The sequence below is a fragment of the Pseudomonas soli genome, assembly GCF_021283165.2.
GTDB classification, from domain to species: domain Bacteria; phylum Pseudomonadota; class Gammaproteobacteria; order Pseudomonadales; family Pseudomonadaceae; genus Aquipseudomonas; species Aquipseudomonas soli.
On record NZ_CP128543.1, the window covers coordinates 5,224,644 to 5,240,501 of the forward strand.

14 protein-coding genes and 2 tRNA genes are annotated in these 15,858 nt (G+C 61.5%); 3 read left to right on the plus strand and 13 right to left on the minus strand.

Features of this window, described 5'->3' with window-relative positions; genetic code table 11:
• Positions 1-10: 10 nt before the first annotated feature.
• Entirely contained in the window at positions 11-880 is an 870-nt protein-coding gene (locus LU688_RS24135; protein WP_232888235.1) for an oxygenase MpaB family protein, read from the plus strand.
• Positions 881-959: 79 nt separating this feature from the next.
• Complete coding sequence (locus LU688_RS24140; RefSeq protein WP_160290821.1) at positions 960-3,896, plus strand: DUF748 domain-containing protein; 2,937 nt, start codon at positions 960-962, stop codon at positions 3,894-3,896.
• 111 nt (positions 3,897-4,007) lie between these two features.
• Here the strand turns inward: LU688_RS24140 and LU688_RS24145 are convergent, their stop codons facing one another.
• Complete coding sequence (locus tag LU688_RS24145; RefSeq protein WP_046854071.1) at positions 4,008-4,421, minus strand: VOC family protein; 414 nt, start codon at positions 4,419-4,421, stop codon at positions 4,008-4,010.
• A gap of 60 nt (positions 4,422-4,481) precedes the next feature.
• Between LU688_RS24145 and LU688_RS24150 the strand changes: the two genes are divergently transcribed.
• The gene (locus LU688_RS24150) at positions 4,482-4,784 is read left to right on the plus strand and encodes a heme-binding protein (protein WP_023629332.1); all 303 of its coding nucleotides are present in this window, start codon (positions 4,482-4,484) and stop codon (positions 4,782-4,784) included.
• Between the two features lie 95 nt (positions 4,785-4,879).
• On the opposite strand, the gene LU688_RS24155 is transcribed toward LU688_RS24150, so the two are convergent.
• The 12 genes from LU688_RS24155 to tpiA all read right to left on the minus strand — a co-directional run bounded on the left by LU688_RS24155 (position 4,880) and on the right by tpiA (position 15,828).
• Positions 4,880-5,230: a BON domain-containing protein gene (locus LU688_RS24155; protein WP_023629333.1), complete on the minus strand. Its 351-nt coding sequence runs from the start codon at positions 5,228-5,230 to the stop codon at positions 4,880-4,882.
• Positions 5,231-5,490: 260 nt separating this feature from the next.
• Positions 5,491-7,596, minus strand: a complete 2,106-nt coding sequence (gene pnp, locus LU688_RS24160) for a polyribonucleotide nucleotidyltransferase (protein ID WP_023629334.1) — start codon at positions 7,594-7,596, stop codon at positions 5,491-5,493.
• A 248-nt stretch (positions 7,597-7,844) separates the two neighbouring features.
• Positions 7,845-8,114 (minus strand): 30S ribosomal protein S15, encoded by a 270-nt coding sequence (gene rpsO, locus LU688_RS24165; protein WP_023629335.1) that lies wholly within the window; start codon positions 8,112-8,114, stop codon positions 7,845-7,847.
• 150 nt (positions 8,115-8,264) lie between these two features.
• Positions 8,265-9,182 (minus strand): tRNA pseudouridine(55) synthase TruB, encoded by a 918-nt coding sequence (gene truB / locus LU688_RS24170; protein ID WP_046854068.1) that lies wholly within the window; start codon positions 9,180-9,182, stop codon positions 8,265-8,267.
• A gap of 3 nt (positions 9,183-9,185) precedes the next feature.
• Entirely contained in the window at positions 9,186-9,584 is a 399-nt protein-coding gene (rbfA, locus tag LU688_RS24175; protein WP_023629337.1) for a 30S ribosome-binding factor RbfA, read from the minus strand.
• 117 nt (positions 9,585-9,701) lie between these two features.
• Positions 9,702-12,239 carry a translation initiation factor IF-2 gene (infB, locus tag LU688_RS24180; RefSeq protein WP_023629338.1) on the minus strand — a complete coding sequence of 846 codons (2,538 nt, stop codon included), beginning with the start codon at positions 12,237-12,239 and terminating at the stop codon, positions 9,702-9,704.
• Between the two features lie 27 nt (positions 12,240-12,266).
• Positions 12,267-13,748: a transcription termination factor NusA gene (nusA, locus tag LU688_RS24185; RefSeq protein WP_038706865.1), complete on the minus strand. Its 1,482-nt coding sequence runs from the start codon at positions 13,746-13,748 to the stop codon at positions 12,267-12,269.
• Between the two features lie 59 nt (positions 13,749-13,807).
• Positions 13,808-14,266 (minus strand): ribosome maturation factor RimP, encoded by a 459-nt coding sequence (rimP, locus tag LU688_RS24190; protein WP_038707604.1) that lies wholly within the window; start codon positions 14,264-14,266, stop codon positions 13,808-13,810.
• 129 nt (positions 14,267-14,395) lie between these two features.
• Positions 14,396-14,472 (minus strand) — tRNA-Met (locus LU688_RS24195).
• Positions 14,473-14,570: 98 nt separating this feature from the next.
• Positions 14,571-14,656: transfer RNA gene (locus LU688_RS24200), tRNA-Leu, on the minus strand.
• A gap of 20 nt (positions 14,657-14,676) precedes the next feature.
• On the minus strand, positions 14,677-15,069 hold the full coding sequence (gene secG / locus LU688_RS24205; protein ID WP_077418140.1) for a preprotein translocase subunit SecG: 393 nt from the start codon (positions 15,067-15,069) through the stop codon (positions 14,677-14,679).
• Between the two features lie 3 nt (positions 15,070-15,072).
• Positions 15,073-15,828 carry a triose-phosphate isomerase gene (tpiA, locus tag LU688_RS24210; RefSeq protein WP_077418144.1) on the minus strand — a complete coding sequence of 252 codons (756 nt, stop codon included), beginning with the start codon at positions 15,826-15,828 and terminating at the stop codon, positions 15,073-15,075.
• Positions 15,829-15,858: the final 30 nt, after the last annotated feature.

Here is a 15,858-nt window from a genome sequence, read left to right on the forward strand (position 1 = left end):
ACAGGTCGCCATGGAAGCCTTGCGTCGCCGCATCGAAACCCAAGTCATGAGCCTCACCGGGCTGGCCCTCGGTCAGCTCGACCTGGAGTCGCCCAAGGGCGATCCCGGCCTGTTCGGCCCACAGAGCATCAGCTGGCAGGTACACGGCGACTTCCCCAGCATGCTGGTGGGCGGGATCAGCGCGCTGATGCTGCAACTGCTGCATCCACTGGCCCTGGCCGGGGTCTGGGACCATTCGAACTTTCGCCAGGACCTGCTCGGCCGCCTGCGCCGCACCAGCCAGTTCATCTCCGGCACCACCTTCGGTTCGACCCGTGACGCCGAGTGGCTGATCGACAAGGTTCGCACCATCCACCTCAAGGTGGTCGGCACCGCGGCCGATGGCCGCCCCTACGCCGCCAGCGACCCCGACCTGCTGACCTGGGTGCATGTGGCCGAAGTCAGCAGCTTCCTTGCCGCCCACCTGCGCTACCGCAATCCTGGTCTGCCGCGTAGCGCGCAGGACGCCTACTACCACGAGATCGCCCTGATCGCCGAGCGCCTGGGCGCGCGCGACGTGCCCCGCTCCTGTGCCGAGGTGGATGCCTACCTGCGGCGCATGCGCCCGCAGTTGCAGTGCGATGCGCGCAGCCTCGAGGTGGTCGATATCCTGCTCAAGGCCCCGGCCCCCAGCCACCTCGCCGAGCCGGTGGGCAAGCTGATGCTCAAGGCCGGCATCGACCTGCTGCCGGACTGGGCCAGCGCAATGCTCGGCCTGCACCAGGGCGCGGTCGAGCGGCGCATGATCCGCCTGGGCCTGAGCAATACCGCGCCAGTGCTGCGCTGGGCCATGCGCAATGGCTCGGCGCAGCGCGCCAGGCGGCGCATGGGCGTCGAATGAGGTATTTTGGTCCGTTCATCGGAACCGATTTAACGTGCCATACTCCAAGCACTCCAGCCTGATACAGACGAAGCGACACATGCCCAAAGGATTGACCCGCGCCCTCGGCGCACTCGTGGCCCTCGTGGCCCTGTACAGCCTGCTCGGCTTTTTCATTCTCCCCGGCATCGCCCTGCGCATCGCCAACCAGCAACTGGCGCAGTACGCCACGGTGCCGGCGCATCTGCAGCGCATCGAACTCAATCCGTTCAGCCTCGAACTGACCCTGTGGGGCCTGCAGATCGGCGAGCCCGGCAAGGAGCAGGTCGGCTTCGAGCGTCTCTACGCCAACCTGTCCCTCGACAGCCTGTGGACCAAGGCCCTGCGCCTCGACGCGGTGGAGCTGGACAAGCCGCGTACCGAGTTGCTGTTCGCCAAGGACGGCAGCCTCAACCTGGCCCAGCTGTTCAAGCTCCCGCCCAGCGAGCCCAAGGCCGAGGAACCGCCAAGCGACCCGTTCCCGCTGCGCATTGCCAGCATCAAGCTGAGCGAGGGTTACCTGCACTTCCAGGACCTACGCCCGAGCGAGCCGATCGAGTTTCTCTACGACTCGATGAACCTGGAGCTGAAGAACCTCAGCACCCTCCCCGACGACAACGCCGACATGACCCTGGTGGCCAACGGCCCGGCGGGTGGGCGTATCGACTGGAGCGGCACGCTCAGCCTGACGCCGATCGCTTCCGAGGGCACGCTGAAAGTCACCGACGGCAAGATGAAGCTGTTCTGGCCTTACGTGCGCGACGCCGTGCCGCTGGTGCTGGAAGACGGCATGGTCAGCCTCGACACCCACTACAAGCTCAACCTTTCCAAGGAAACCGAGCTGCTGCTCGACAACACCTCGGTGCGGGTCGCGCCCTTTGCCATCAAGGCACAGGATGGCCGCCCACTGGCGCGCCTGGCCAGCCTGGAGGTCAGTGAAACCTCCATCGACCTGGCCAAGCAGTTGGTCACCGTCGGCAAGATCCGCAGCGACAAGCTGGAAACCTGGGCAGCCCTGGAGAAGGACGGCCAGCTCGACTGGCAGAAGCTGTTCGCCAGCCAGCCGGCCAAGGCCACGCCAAAGGAAAAGGCCGAGCCCGCCGCCGCCGAACCCACCCCGGAAGAACAGGCTGCCAAAGAGCCGAGCAAGCCCTGGCAGGTCCTGCTCAAGGACGTGCAGGCGCGCAACTACATGGTCCATCTGGCCGATCGCAGCCAGAAAGAGCCCGTGGCCCTGGATGTCGGCCCGCTCAACCTCGACGTGCAGAATTTCGACAGCCTCAACCAGTCGCCCTTCACCCTCAAGCTCGACACCGGCGTGGGCAGGCAGGGCAAGCTACAGGCCGCAGGCCAGGTCAACCTGGCACCGGTCTCGGCCAAGCTCGACGTTGCCACCCGCGATATCGACCTACGGGTGGCCCAGGCCTACATCAGCCCGTTCATCCGCCTGGAGCTGCGCAGTGGCATGCTCTCCAGCGACCTCAAGGTCGACCTCAAGAGCACCGACCCGCTGGCCTTCACCATCACCGGCAAGGCCCAGGCCAACCAACTGCACACCCTGGACACCATCAAGAACCGCGACTTCGTCAAATGGCAACAGGTCAACGTCGATGGCCTGTCGTACGTGCATGGCGATGCCCTGTCGATCGACAAGGTCACCCTGCTGCAACCCTACGCGCGCTTCATCATCAACGAAGACCGCACCACCAACGTCGACGACCTGCTGATCCCGCAACCCGCCGACAAGCCTGCCTCGGCCCCGAGCAAGCCCGCTGCTGCCGGTAGCGGCAAGGAGCTGGGCATCCGCATCGGCCAGATCGGCATCAACGATGGCTCGGCCAACTTCGCCGACCTGACCCTGACGCCTAACTTCGCCACTGCGGTACAGCAGCTCAACGGCCAGATCGGAACCATCGACAACCGCAAGCCCACGCCCGCCAAGGTGGACATCAAGGGCAAGGTCGACCGTTACGCGCCTGTGACCATCAAGGGGGCACTAAACCCGTTCAGCCCGCTGGCCAGTCTCGATATCGCCACCAGCTTCAAACGCGTCGAGCTGACCACCCTGACGCCCTACTCGGGCAAGTTCGCAGGGTTTCGCATCCGCAAGGGGCGGTTGAACCTGGACCTTCACTACCTGATCACCAATGGCCAGCTCAAGGCCGAAAACAAAGTGGTGGTCGAGCAACTGCAGCTGGGTGAGAAAGTCGACAGCCCTGACGCGGTGGATCTGCCCATCCGCCTGGCGGTGGCCTTGCTCAAGGATACCGAAGGCAAGATTTCCATCGAACTGCCGGTTTCGGGCGACCTGAACAACCCTCAGTTCAGCGTGATGCCGATCGTCTGGCAGACCCTGCGCAACCTGGTGCTGCGCGCGGCGCAGGCGCCGTTCAAACTGCTTGGCGGGCTGGTCTCGGGGGGTGGCGCGGAAGATCTCGGCAACGTGTCTTTCGCCGCAGGCTCGAGCGACCTCACGCCGGATGTGCAAGCCTCTCTGGACAAGCTCGCCTCTGCCCTCAAGGAACGCCCTGAATTGCGCCTGGAAATCGAAGGCACGGCGGCCCAGAGCAGTGACGGCCCGCTGATCGCCCAGCAGCGCCTGGAGCGCGAGTACCAGGCCACCTGGTACAAAATCCTACAGCGTCGGGGCGACAAGGTCCCAGCCAATGCCTCGTTGCTGGTGGTGGACGACAGCGACAAACCGGCGATGCTCGAGGGCATCTATCGTGCACGCCTGAAACAGCAGCCTCCAGCTGATTGGCAGAACCTGGGCCGTGACGAGCGCAGCGCCAAGCTGCGTGAAGCGGTCATCAAGTCCTGGGCGGAAAGCGCCGTGTTGCTGCGCAACCTGGGCCAGGAGCGGGCCAGCAGCATCAAGGACTACCTGGTGGACAAGGGCCAGCTGGAAGATGACCGCGTGTACTTCATCGACACCAACCTCGGCCAGGCCGAGAGCGATGGCCGCGTGGTGACGCCGATGCACCTGGATGCCGAGTAGCTCTCGACCGAGTAGCCCTTATCGCCGGCAAGCCGGCTCCCACAGATACACACTGTACCTCTGTGGGAGCCGGCTTGCCGGCGATAAGGGCAGCGCAAGTGATAGATACGGTCAGGCCAGCCGTTGTCCCGACACCGCCGGGTGATACAGCGGCTGCACCTTGTTCCCCGCCGGGTCCAGCAAATGGAAGCTGCGCGCGCCATCGCCGTGATTGAACGGGCGGTCCAGCAGCGTCACGCCATGGGCCTTGAAGTACTGGTACCAGGCTTCCAGTTCCTCCACGCTGTCGACGATGAAACCATAGTGATCCAAGGTCTGTAGGCCGTTGGCCGCGCCTGCGCCGCGCCCGAGCGACAGGTTGTCGTTGCCGCAAGTGAGGTAGACCAGGTCTTCGTTGGCACGGTTGAGCACCTCCATGCCCAGCACATCCACGTAGAAGCGCTCGCACTCCTCCAGGTTGGGCACCAGCAGGGCGATGTGCCGCAGGCCATTGAGACGGCCTGGGCGGGCAGGTAGATCGGACATGAGCGCGGCTCCTTTTTTGTATACAATTTATAATAGAATTTAAAACAAAAGGAGCGTCATGTGTACTGCCTATTTATCAAGACGCGGGTGAAACCCGGTACCGCCGATGCCTTCCTGGCAGCCATCAATGCCAACGCAGCGGCGTCGGTCGCCACCGAGCCGGGTTGCCTGGTATTCGATGTCTCGCAGGACCGGGATGATGCCGAAGTCATCTACCTGTACGAGATCTACCAGGACGATGAGGCGTACGAGGCGCATACCCGGACCGCACATTTTCGCGACAGCCGCCCCCTGGTGGAGCCGCTGATCGAAGAGCAGGTGTGCTTCGAGAGCGATGTGATCGCCCGCAACCCGGTGAGCTGAAGCGGCCTTCCAGAATGCCAATAGAAAAGCCCCGGCGATGGCCGGGGCTTTTGCTTGAAGGGGTGGCCAAATCCTTTTGGCCGACGGGACAATCCTTATTCGGCTTTCAGGCCGTCAGCCGAGACGGCCTTTACGCCCTTGATCTTCTTGGCGATGGCAACCGCCATGTCTTTCTGTGCATCGGTAATGGCCACGTCCGAAGACAGGGACACTACGCCTTTGTTGGTTTCGACCTTGATGTCACTGCCTGGCACGCCTTTCTCGGTCATCAGGTCAGCCTTCACCTTGGTGGTGATCCAGGTGTCGGAAGTGGCTTCCTTGGCTTTGGTCACCTCACCGGCCGCAAGCGTCATCGGGGCCTGGGTGGACTGGGCAGCAAATGCCGCGTTAGCCATGGTCAGGGTCAGCGCGGTAGCAGTAGCGGCAGCAATGGCGAACTTCTTCATATGGGTCACTCCTGTTTTTTCGAAAGGTCTGCGCCTTGGGTCCTGGCGTCAGGTAGTAAGGTAGTTGCAGGGGCTGTGCCAGTTTTTGCACGCCCTATAAAACCTTTGAAATCAATGAGTTAAGCAAAGATAGAGGAAGCCGTTACCGTGCATTTTGCAATCCCGGTAAAAAAGCCACGTGCAAGATGCATGCTCTCAACTATTTTGCGGCGGGCATAAAAAAAGGACCCCGGAGGGTCCTTCCTTTAGCCTTGAAAGGCTTAGACGCCCGATGCCTTGGCAGCGGCAACGTCCTTGATCGACAGCTTGATACGGCCGCGGTTGTCCACGTCCAGTACCAGTACTTCGACTTCCTGGCCTTCCTTCAGCACGTCGGTGACCTTCTCGACGCGAGCATCGCTCAGCATGGAGATGTGCACCAGGCCGTCCTTGCCCGGCAGGATGTTGACGAAGGCACCGAAGTCGACGATGCGCTCGACCTTGCCGACGTAGATCTTGCCGATCTCGGCCTCGGCGGTGATGCCCAGGATGCGCTGCTTGGCAGCGTCCGCGGCTTCCTTGGTTTCGCCGAAGATCTTGATCGAGCCGTCGTCTTCGATGTCGATCGAAGCCTTGGTCTCTTCGCAGATGGCGCGAATGGTGGCGCCGCCTTTACCGATGACGTCACGGATCTTGTCGGTGTCGATCTTCATCGCGATCATGGTCGGTGCGTTGGCCGACAGCTCGGTACGCGACTCGCCGATGATCTGGTTCATCTGGCCGAGGATGTTCAGGCGCGCTTCCAGGGCCTGGCCCAGGGCGATTTCCATGATCTCTTCGGTGATGCCGTTGATCTTGATGTCCATCTGCAGCGCGGTGACGCCTTTGGCGGTACCGGCTACCTTGAAGTCCATGTCGCCGAGGTGGTCTTCGTCACCCAGGATGTCGGTCAGTACGGCGAACTTCTCGCCTTCCTTGACCAGGCCCATGGCGATACCGGCAACCGGCGCCTTCATCGGCACGCCCGCGTCCATCAGCGCCAGGGAGGCACCGCAGACCGAAGCCATGGAGCTGGAGCCGTTGGACTCGGTGATTTCCGATACTACGCGGATAGTGTACGGGAACACGTCAGCGGCCGGCAGCATGGCCTGTACCGAACGACGGGCCAAACGGCCGTGGCCGATTTCACGACGGCCAGCACCGCCCATGCGACCACACTCACCTACCGAGAACGGCGGGAAGTTGTAGTGCAGCATGAAGGGGTCTTTCTTCTCGCCTTCGAGGGTGTCCAGCAGCTGGGCGTCACGGGCGGTACCCAGGGTCGCGACGACCAGGGCCTGGGTTTCGCCACGGGTGAACAGGGCCGAACCGTGGGTCTTCGGCAGAACGCCGACTTCGATGTTCAGCGGGCGCACGGTCTTGGTGTCGCGACCGTCGATACGTGGCTTGCCGTTGACGATGTTTTCGCGAACGGTACGGTATTCGATCTCGCCGAAGATGTCTTTGACTTCACCGGCCGATGGCTGGCCTTCTTCACCGGAGAACTTGGCGATCGCCTGATCGCGCAGCTCGCCCAGGCGCGCGTAGCGGTCGGCCTTGACGGTGATGGTGTAGCCTTGCGACACCGCTTCGCCGAACTCGGCGCGGATGGCGTTGAACAGTTCGGTGTTGGCAACGGCAGGTTTCCAGTCCCAGGTCGGCTTGGCGGCTTCGGCAGCCAGCTCTTTGACAGCCTTGATCACGGCCTGGAATTCATCGTGGGCGAACAGCACGGCGCCCAGCATCTGGTCTTCGGTCAGCTCTTTGGCTTCCGATTCAACCATCAGTACGGCCGACTCGGTACCGGCAACGACCATGTCCAGGCTCGAAGCGGCCTGCTGCTCGTAGGTCGGGTTCAGCAGGTAGCCGGTGCTTTCGTGGAAGGCAACGCGGGCGGCGCCGATCGGGCCTTCGAACGGAATGCCCGAGATGGCCAGGGCAGCCGAGGTACCGATCATCGCAGCGATGTCCGGATCGGTCTTCTTGCTGGTGGAAACCACGGTGCAGACAACCTGCACTTCGTTCATGAAACCTTCAGGGAACAGCGGGCGGATCGGGCGGTCGATCAGGCGCGAAGTCAGGGTTTCTTTTTCGGATGGGCGGCCTTCACGCTTGAAGAAACCACCTGGGATCTTGCCAGCGGCGTAGGTCTTTTCCTGGTAGTGCACGGACAGCGGGAAGAAGCCCTTGCTCGGATCGGCATGCTTGGCACCGACCACGGTCACCAGCACGGTGACATCGTTGTCGACGGTGACCAGCACGGCGCCGGTGGCCTGACGGGCAATGCGGCCCGTTTCGAGGGTAACGGTCGATTGACCGAACTGGAATTGCTTGATTACCGGGTTCACGGTTTCCTACCTTTTTCAGTGGCTCTTGGGGGAACTGGTTCTTGCGAATTCTTGGGCAGAACGGGGAATCGGCCCCATTGACCGTCCAGATACAACACGAGGCTGGGAGCCTGGCGCCGGGCGGATAAACCGCTCGGCACACCAGGCTGCCAACCTCGCAGATCGCGCGGCGTGTCCAACGGCAGCGCTGAAAGACAGCGTTGCCGAAGAATGCGACACACCATGCAACACCACTGGCCAGGCCGCTATTAGCGACGCAGGCCCAGGCGACCGATCAGGGCGCTGTAACGAGTGGTGTCTTTACCCTTCAGGTAATCCAGCAGCTTACGACGCTGGTTGACCATACGGATCAGACCACGACGGGAGTGGTGGTCTTTTTCGTTGGCCTTGAAGTGGCCTTGCAGCTTGTTGATGTTGAAGGTCAGCAGGGCAACCTGTACTTCCGGGCTACCGGTGTCGCCGGCGGCTTGCTGATAGTCTGCAACGATCTGCGCTTTTTCTTCGACGCTGAGGGCCATTTGGCTTCTCCTGATAAACGGATCCCGCAAGCGGGGTCCAATAGGCCAGGGACTGGATCCCTGTATTAATAAAAAGAGTAATGACCGTGCCTACTGACAGCCATCCTCGAATCCGCAGGGCAAAGCGTTGACCTCGCCCTGTGGTATCGGTCATTCCGACCGAATCAGTCGACGCGGCGCAATGCGCCCGTCTTCGCTCACCTCACCGATACCGATGAAGCGAGCATTGTGATCCTGTACGCGGACCATGCCGAATTGCGGTGCGTCCGGCGCACGTACTGCCTGGCCATGCAGCCAATAGAACGCGCTGTGCTCGGACAATACCACCAATGGCCAGTCCTGCAAGCCGCTGTCCGAGGGCATCAGGAAGCGATCGAGCGCTTCGTTGCCACCTTCGGCGTGAGCCTGTTCCAGCTCTTCGAGCGTGACGGTCTGGGCCAGCTCGAAAGGGCCGGCCTGGGTGCGGCGCAACTCGGCGACGTAGGCACCACAGCCCAACGCCTCGCCCATATCCTCCACCAAGGTGCGGATATAGGTGCCCTTGCTACAGCCAACCGACAGACGTGCCCGGGTGCCTTCGCACTCCAGCAAGTCCAACCGGCCAATAGTAACAGAACGCGCCTCACGCTCCACTACCTCTCCTGCGCGCGCCAGCTTGTACAGGGGCTGGCCATCGCGCTTGAGGGCCGAGTACATCGGCGGCACCTGCTGGATTTCACCGCGAAAACGCGGGATCACCGCTTCGATGTCGGCGCGACCAACGGTCACGTCGCGGGTCTTCAGCACTTCGCCTTCGGCGTCCCCGGTGGTGGTGGTCTGGCCCATCTGCATAACCGTCTCGTAGCCCTTGTCGGAATCGAGCAGGTACTGCGAGAACTTGGTGGCCTCCCCGAAGCACAACGGCAGCACGCCGGTGGCCAGCGGGTCGAGGCTGCCGGTGTGGCCAGCCTTCTCGGCGTTGAGCAGCCAGCGGACCTTCTGCAGGGCAGCGTTGGAGGTGAACCCCAGCGGCTTGTCGAGCAGGATGATGCCGCTGACGTTGCGGCGGATACGTTTGACCTGGGCCACCACTTACTCCTTGGTGTCCGGCGCGTCGGCATCCTGGTGCTGGCGGTCTTCGGCCACCGCACGCTCGATCAGCGCTGACAGATGCACACCGCGGCTCACGCTTTCATCGAAGTGGAAATGCAGCTGCGGCACGCTGCGCAGCTGCATCGAGCGGCCCAGGTGCAGTCGCAGGAAGCTGGCGGCGCTGTTCAAGGCCTTGAGCGACTGCTTGACAGCGTCCGGGGTTTCTTCACCCATGACGGTGATGAAGACCTTGGCATGGCCCAGGTCACGGCTGACGTCGACGGCGGTGATGGTCACCAGGCCGACACGCGGGTCTTTGACTTCACGGCGGATCAGCTCTGCCAGCTCACGCTGCATCTGATCACCGATACGTTGGGTACGGCTATATTCTTTTGCCATTCTTGCTACCTGTATCTTAAAGCGGCAAACGCCCGGTCAAGCTCGAAGCCTGACCGGGCGCTACCTTCAGAGGTTCAGGCAACCGCCCTGGGGCGGGGCCTGCACCACGCTCGGCCCTTACAGGGTACGAGCCACCTGGACTTTCTCGAACACTTCGATCTTGTCGCCGACCTTGACGTCGTTGTAGCTCTTGACGCCAATACCGCACTCCATGCCGTTGCGTACTTCGGACGCATCGTCCTTGAAGCGACGCAGCGATTCCAGCTCGCCTTCGAAGATCACCACGTCGTCGCGCAGAACGCGGATCGGACGGTTGCGGTACACGGTACCCTCGATGACCATACAGCCAGCGATGGCGCCGAACTTCGGCGAACGGAACACGTCACGGACTTCGGCGACACCCAGGATGTTCTCGCGAACATCGCTGCCGAGCATGCCGGTCAGGGCCTTCTTGACGTCTTCGATGATGTCGTAGATCACGTTGTAGTAACGCATATCCAGACCTTCCTGCTCGACGATCTTGCGCGCGCCGGCATCGGCACGCACGTTGAAGCCGAACAGTACAGCGTTGGACGCCAGCGCCAGGTTGGCATCGCTTTCGGTGATACCACCGACGCCGCCACCGATGACGCGAACCTGGACCTCGTCGTTGCCCAGGCCGCCGAGCGAACCTTGCAGCGCCTCGAGGGAACCGCGCACGTCGGTCTTGAGGACGATGTTGAGGGTCTTCTTCTCTTCCTGACCCATGGTCTCGAAGATGTTTTCCAGCTTGCCGGCGTGAGCACGGGCCAGCTTGACCTCGCGGAACTTGCCTTGACGGAACAGCGCAACTTCACGCGCTTTCTTCTCGTCGGCAACCACCGACATCTCTTCACCGGCGTCCGGCGTACCATCCAGGCCGAGGATCTCGACCGGGATCGACGGGCCGGCTTCCTTCACAGGCTTGCCGTTCTCGTCGAGCATGGCACGCACGCGGCCATAGTTGGAGCCGACCAGGACCATGTCGCCCTGACGCAGGGTACCGTCCTGAACCAGGATGGTCGCCACCGGGCCACGGCCCTTGTCCAGACGCGACTCGACCACGACACCACGACCAGGTGCGGTCGGGGTGGCCTTGAGTTCGAGGATCTCGGCCTGCAGCAGTACCGCTTCGAGCAGTTCGTCGACGCCGGTACCCATCTTCGCCGAAACCTTGACGAACGGCGTGTCACCACCCCATTCCTCGGAGGTCACGCCTTCGACGGACAGCTCGTTGCGAATGCGGTCGAGGTCTGCGCCTGGCTTGTCGATCTTGTTCACTGCAACTACCAGCGGTACGCCAGCTGCCTTGGCATGCTGCACGGCTTCGCGGGTCTGCGGCATCACGCCGTCGTCCGCCGCCACCACCAGGATGACGATGTCGGTCGCCTTGGCACCACGGGCGCGCATCTGCGTGAACGCAGCGTGGCCAGGGGTGTCGAGGAAAGTAACCATGCCACGGTCGGTTTCGACGTGATAGGCACCAATGTGCTGGGTGATACCACCGGCCTCGCCAGCAGCAACCTTGGCACGACGGATGTAGTCGAGCAGCGAGGTCTTGCCGTGGTCGACGTGGCCCATGACGGTCACGACCGGCGCACGCGAAGTGGTTTCGCCTTCGAACTTCAGCGATTCGGCCAGGGAATCTTCCAGGGCGGTGTCGCTGATCAGGGTGACCTTGTGGCCCAGCTCTTCTGCTACCAGCTGAGCGGTTTCCTGGTCGAGCACCTGGTTGATGGTGACCGGAGTACCCATCTTGAACATGAACTTGACCACTTCAGCGCCCTTGACGGACATCTGGTTGGCCAGATCGGAGACAGTGATGGTCTCGCCAATCGCCACGTCACGGATAACCGGGCCAGTCGGGCTCTGGAAGCCATGGGCATTGCGCTTCTTGCCTTTACCCTTGCCACCGCGGCGACGGAAGCCATCGCTTTCTTCATCGGTGGTACGCGGCGCGGCGCGCGGAGTCGGAGCCTTTTCCTTCTCCTTGACCTTGACCTTGACCGACATGCGCGGCGCTTCGCCGCGGCCGGCGGTAGCCTGGCCACCACCGCGACGATCGTCATCACGGCTACGGCTCTCGTTGCGACGAGTCTCGTCTTTCTTGCGTTCGGCAGCACGCGCAGCGGCGTCTTCGGATACCGGCGCGTTGGCCACTACCGGAGCGGCAACGGCAACAGGCTCAGCCTTGGCCGCTGGCGCGGCGGTCGGAGCTTCAGCGGCCTGACGGCGTGCCTGCTCCTCGTTGCGCTGGCGGACTTCGGCTTCGACTTTCTCGCGGGCTGCGTTCTCAGCCGCACGGCGCTCTTCCTGTTCGCGCTTCTGCTCAGCCTGGATCTCTTCCGGGCTGCGCTGCACGAATACTTTCTTCTTGCGTACTTCTACGCTGATGCTCTTGCTACCGGCGACACGCAGAGTGCTGGTGGTCTTGCGCTGCAAGGTAATCTTGCGCGGCTCTTCCGCCTTGCTCTTGTGGCTGCTCTTCAAATGAGTCAGCAGGGTCTGCTTCTCATTGTCGGTCACTACCTGACCGGCGTCGGTGTGCGGCAGACCTGCCTCACGCATCTGCTGCAGCAGGCGCTCTACCGGTGCCTCGACCTCTTGGGCCAGTTCTTTCACCGTGACTTGCGTCATGCACTTCTCTCCTCAGGCCGCGCCTAATTACTCGAACCAGTGGGCTCGGGCGGCCATGATCAACTTGCCGGCACGCTCTTCGTCGATGCCGTCGATGTCGAGCAGGTCGTCGATCGACTGCTCGGCCAGGTCTTCGCGGTTAACCACGCCGCGCACCGCCAGTTCCGCCGCCAGGTCCTTGTCCATGCCCTCGAGGGAGAGCAGGTCTTCGGCCGGATGGGCGTCTGCCAGTTTTTCTTCGGTAGCGATGGCCTTGGTCAACAAACGGTCCTTGGCTCGAGCGCGGAGCTCATTGACGATTTCCTCGTCAAAGCCATCGATGTTGAGCATTTCTTCCAACGGTACGTAGGCAATTTCTTCGAGACTGGTAAAGCCTTCGTCGACCAGCACTTGCGCCAGCTCCTCGTCGACTTCCAGTTCCTCGACAAAATTACGCAGGATGTCGCCGGTTTCAGCTTGCTGCTTGGCCTGGATGTCCTTCTCGGTCATCACGTTCAGGGTCCAGGCGGTCAGCTGGCTGGCCAGGCGGACGTTCTGGCCACCACGGCCAATCGCCTGGGCCAGGTTGTCCTCGGCAACGGCGATATCCATCGCATGGGCGTCCTCGTCAACGATGATCGCGGCAACCTCTGCCGGCGACATGGCGTTGATGACGAACTGCGCCGGGTTCTCGTCCCAGAGGACGATATCCACACGCTCGCCACCCAGCTCGCCGGATACGGCCTGGACGCGCGAACCACGCATGCCGATACAGGCACCCTGCGGGTCGATGCGCTTGTCCTTGGAGCGGACGGCGATCTTGGCACGCGAACCCGGATCACGGGAGGCGGCCATGACTTCGATGAGGCCTTCGGCGATTTCCGGCACTTCGATGCGGAACAGCTCGATCAGCATCTGCGGCGCGGTGCGCGACAGGATCAGCTGTGGGCCGCGGTTCTCGGTGCGGATTTCCTTGAGCAGCGCACGCAGGCGCACGCCGACACGGAAGGTCTCACGGGGAATGATGTCTTCGCGCGCCAGCAGCGCCTCGGCATTGTTGCCCAGGTCGACGATGACGTTGTCGCGGGTGACCTTCTTGACGGTACCGGAGATGATCTCGCCCACGCGCTCGCGGTAGGCATCGACCACCTGGGCGCGCTCGGCCTCACGGACCTTCTGCACGATGACCTGCTTGGCGGTCTGCGCGGCGATGCGACCGAACTCGATCGACTCGATCTTCTCTTCGATCACGTCACCGATCTTGGCATCCGGGTGCGTGTCCTGGATCTTTTCCAGCCAGGTCTCGATCGCCGGATCGTCCAGGTCGTTTTCGTCGACCACGGTCCAGCGGCGGAAGGTCTCGTAGCTACCGGTGTGGCGGTTGATTTCCACACGCAGGTCGACTTCGTCCTCAAAACGTTTTTTGGTTGCAGTGGCCAGGGCCACTTCCAGCGCTTCGAAAATGACGCCTGGCGGTACACCTTTCTCGTTGGATACCGATTCAACAACCAGCAGTACTTCTTTGCTCATCGTACGCCTCGCCTTGCGCAAGCCATTGGCCCCGGAACATCCGCCGGGCCCGGCACGTCTCAGTCAAAACTGGGAATAATATTGGCCTTGTCGATCGAGTCGATCGGCAACAGGAACTCGTGCTGGTCCACTTGCACCACCACATCCTGTTCCTCCACACCGCGGAGAAGGCCCTGGAAGTTACGACGGCCCTCGAAGGGCGTACGCAGCTTGATCTTCACCTGCTCGCCGGCATGCGCTGCAAACTGTTCTAACGTGAACAGCGGGCGGTCCATGCCTGGAGAGGACACCTCGAGGGTATATTCAGAGCTGATCGGATCTTCCACATCGAGGATGGCGCTGGCCTGACGGCTGACGGCTTCGCAGTCTTCCACCAGGATGCCGCCTTCCTTGTCGATGTAGATACGCAGTACCGAATGCTTGCCTTGGGAGACGTATTCGATCCCCCAGCATTGGTAGCCCAGGCCCTCGACAACCGGGGCCAACAAGGCCTGCAACTGTTCTAGCTTGCTCGACACCTGAACCCCCTCGTGCATGCTGTGCAAATAAAAAATGGGCGAAGCGCCCATCCCTGAAAGCGCCGTTGGACAACGACGCCAAAACTGTTCGGCTAGCAAAAAGCCCCTGAAAAGGGGCTCTGCTGAAGCTGGTTGCGGGGGCTGGATTTGAACCAACGACCTTCGGGTTATGAGCCCGACGAGCTACCAAGCTGCTCCACCCCGCGACAAAGCTGGGGCGAAAGTATAAGACTGAACCCAGTGCTGGGTCAATCCGACCTCCACCTGCAAGAAAGCCCGCTAAAGCGGGCTCTCATGCTTCAATTGGTACCGAGAAGGGGACTCGAACCCCTACACCCTATGGGCACAACCACCTCAAGGTTGCGTGTCTACCAATTCCACCACCTCGGCAATACTACATTTGAAACCCGTTACTGCTGCTCTTTGGCTGGAGGAGGTACATCACCAGAGTTGGTGGTTTCGCTCTTCTGCTGCTGGAGCACCGGTACATCATCATTGACTGCCGGCTTTGGCTCTTTGACTTCCAGCACTGCTGGATCTGGCAAACCGGCTTGAGTCAGCTGGTGTGCTTGCTGCTTGGCGAAGTATCCTAACCCAAGTGCAGTCAAAAAGAAAGTGGCAGCAAGTATAGCAGTAACTTTACTCAAAAAGGTAGCGGAACCTTGACTTCCGAACACAGTATTTGAAGCACCTGCGCCGAAAGATGCACCTGCTTCCGCACCTTTACCCTGTTGCAGCAGCACCATGACTACCAGTGACAGTGCTGCCAACAGATGAAAAACAACTACGACTGTTTCCAGCATTTTTCAGTTTCCTGCGGCGCGACAAATTGCACCGAATTCGTCTGCATTCAGGGACGCTCCACCAATGAGCCCCCCATCGATATCCGGCATGCCGAACAGTTCGGCCGCATTAGCCGCCTTCACGCTGCCGCCGTAGAGAAGCCGCACCTTGCGGGCAACTTCGGCGTCCTTTTCCGCCAACTGCTTGCGGATGGCTGCATGCACATCCTGGGCTTGCTGGGGCGAGGCCGTCAAACCTGTACCAATGGCCCAAACAGGCTCATAGGCAATTACTGCATTGGCAAAAGCGGCGATACCGAACACGTCGATTACACTGCTTAGTTGACGCCCTACAACTTCTAGCGTCTTGCCTGCTTCACGCTCGGCGAGAGTTTCCCCTACACAGAGCACTGGCGTCAAACCACTTTTCTGTGCGGCTGCAAACTTTTGATTCAGCACTTCGTCGCTTTCACCGATAATTTGGCGACGCTCCGAATGGCCGATCAACACCAACTTGCAACCGACTTCTGACAACTGACTCGGTGCAACTTCACCGGTCAGTGCACCCTGTTCGGGCTGTACCGCAGAATTCTGTGCTCCAACGATGATCCCCTTGCCTTTCAGCCCATCAACAACTTCATTGATGAACAGGGCCGGTGGAAACACCGCGACTTCGATACCGTCGGGAATGAGCATTTTGCCCAACCCCTGAGTCAGCTCAGCGACGCTGGCGCGGGTACCGTGCATCTTCCAGTTACCAGCTACCATGGGGCGACGCATGCTTTACCTCGTCGGTCAAAGTGGGCGCAG

What these genes read in the sequence shown, in the direction of transcription:
- rbfA (WP_023629337.1), bottom strand. Translation starts at nt 9,584, where the DNA reads ATGGCAAAAGAATATAGCCGTACCCAACGTATCGGTGATCAGATGCAG.
- secG (WP_077418140.1), bottom strand. Translation starts at nt 15,069, where the DNA reads ATGCTGGAAACAGTCGTAGTTGTTTTTCATCTGTTGGCAGCACTGTCA.
- LU688_RS24140 (WP_160290821.1), top strand. Translation starts at nt 960, where the DNA reads ATGCCCAAAGGATTGACCCGCGCCCTCGGCGCACTCGTGGCCCTCGTG.
- LU688_RS24145 (WP_046854071.1), bottom strand. Translation starts at nt 4,421, where the DNA reads ATGTCCGATCTACCTGCCCGCCCAGGCCGTCTCAATGGCCTGCGGCAC.
- tpiA (WP_077418144.1), bottom strand. Translation starts at nt 15,828, where the DNA reads ATGCGTCGCCCCATGGTAGCTGGTAACTGGAAGATGCACGGTACCCGC.
- LU688_RS24155 (WP_023629333.1), bottom strand. Translation starts at nt 5,230, where the DNA reads ATGAAGAAGTTCGCCATTGCTGCCGCTACTGCTACCGCGCTGACCCTG.
- infB (WP_023629338.1), bottom strand. Translation starts at nt 12,239, where the DNA reads ATGACGCAAGTCACGGTGAAAGAACTGGCCCAAGAGGTCGAGGCACCG.
- LU688_RS24135 (WP_232888235.1), top strand. Translation starts at nt 11, where the DNA reads ATGGAAGCCTTGCGTCGCCGCATCGAAACCCAAGTCATGAGCCTCACC.
- nusA (WP_038706865.1), bottom strand. Translation starts at nt 13,748, where the DNA reads ATGAGCAAAGAAGTACTGCTGGTTGTTGAATCGGTATCCAACGAGAAA.
- rpsO (WP_023629335.1), bottom strand. Translation starts at nt 8,114, where the DNA reads ATGGCCCTCAGCGTCGAAGAAAAAGCGCAGATCGTTGCAGACTATCAG.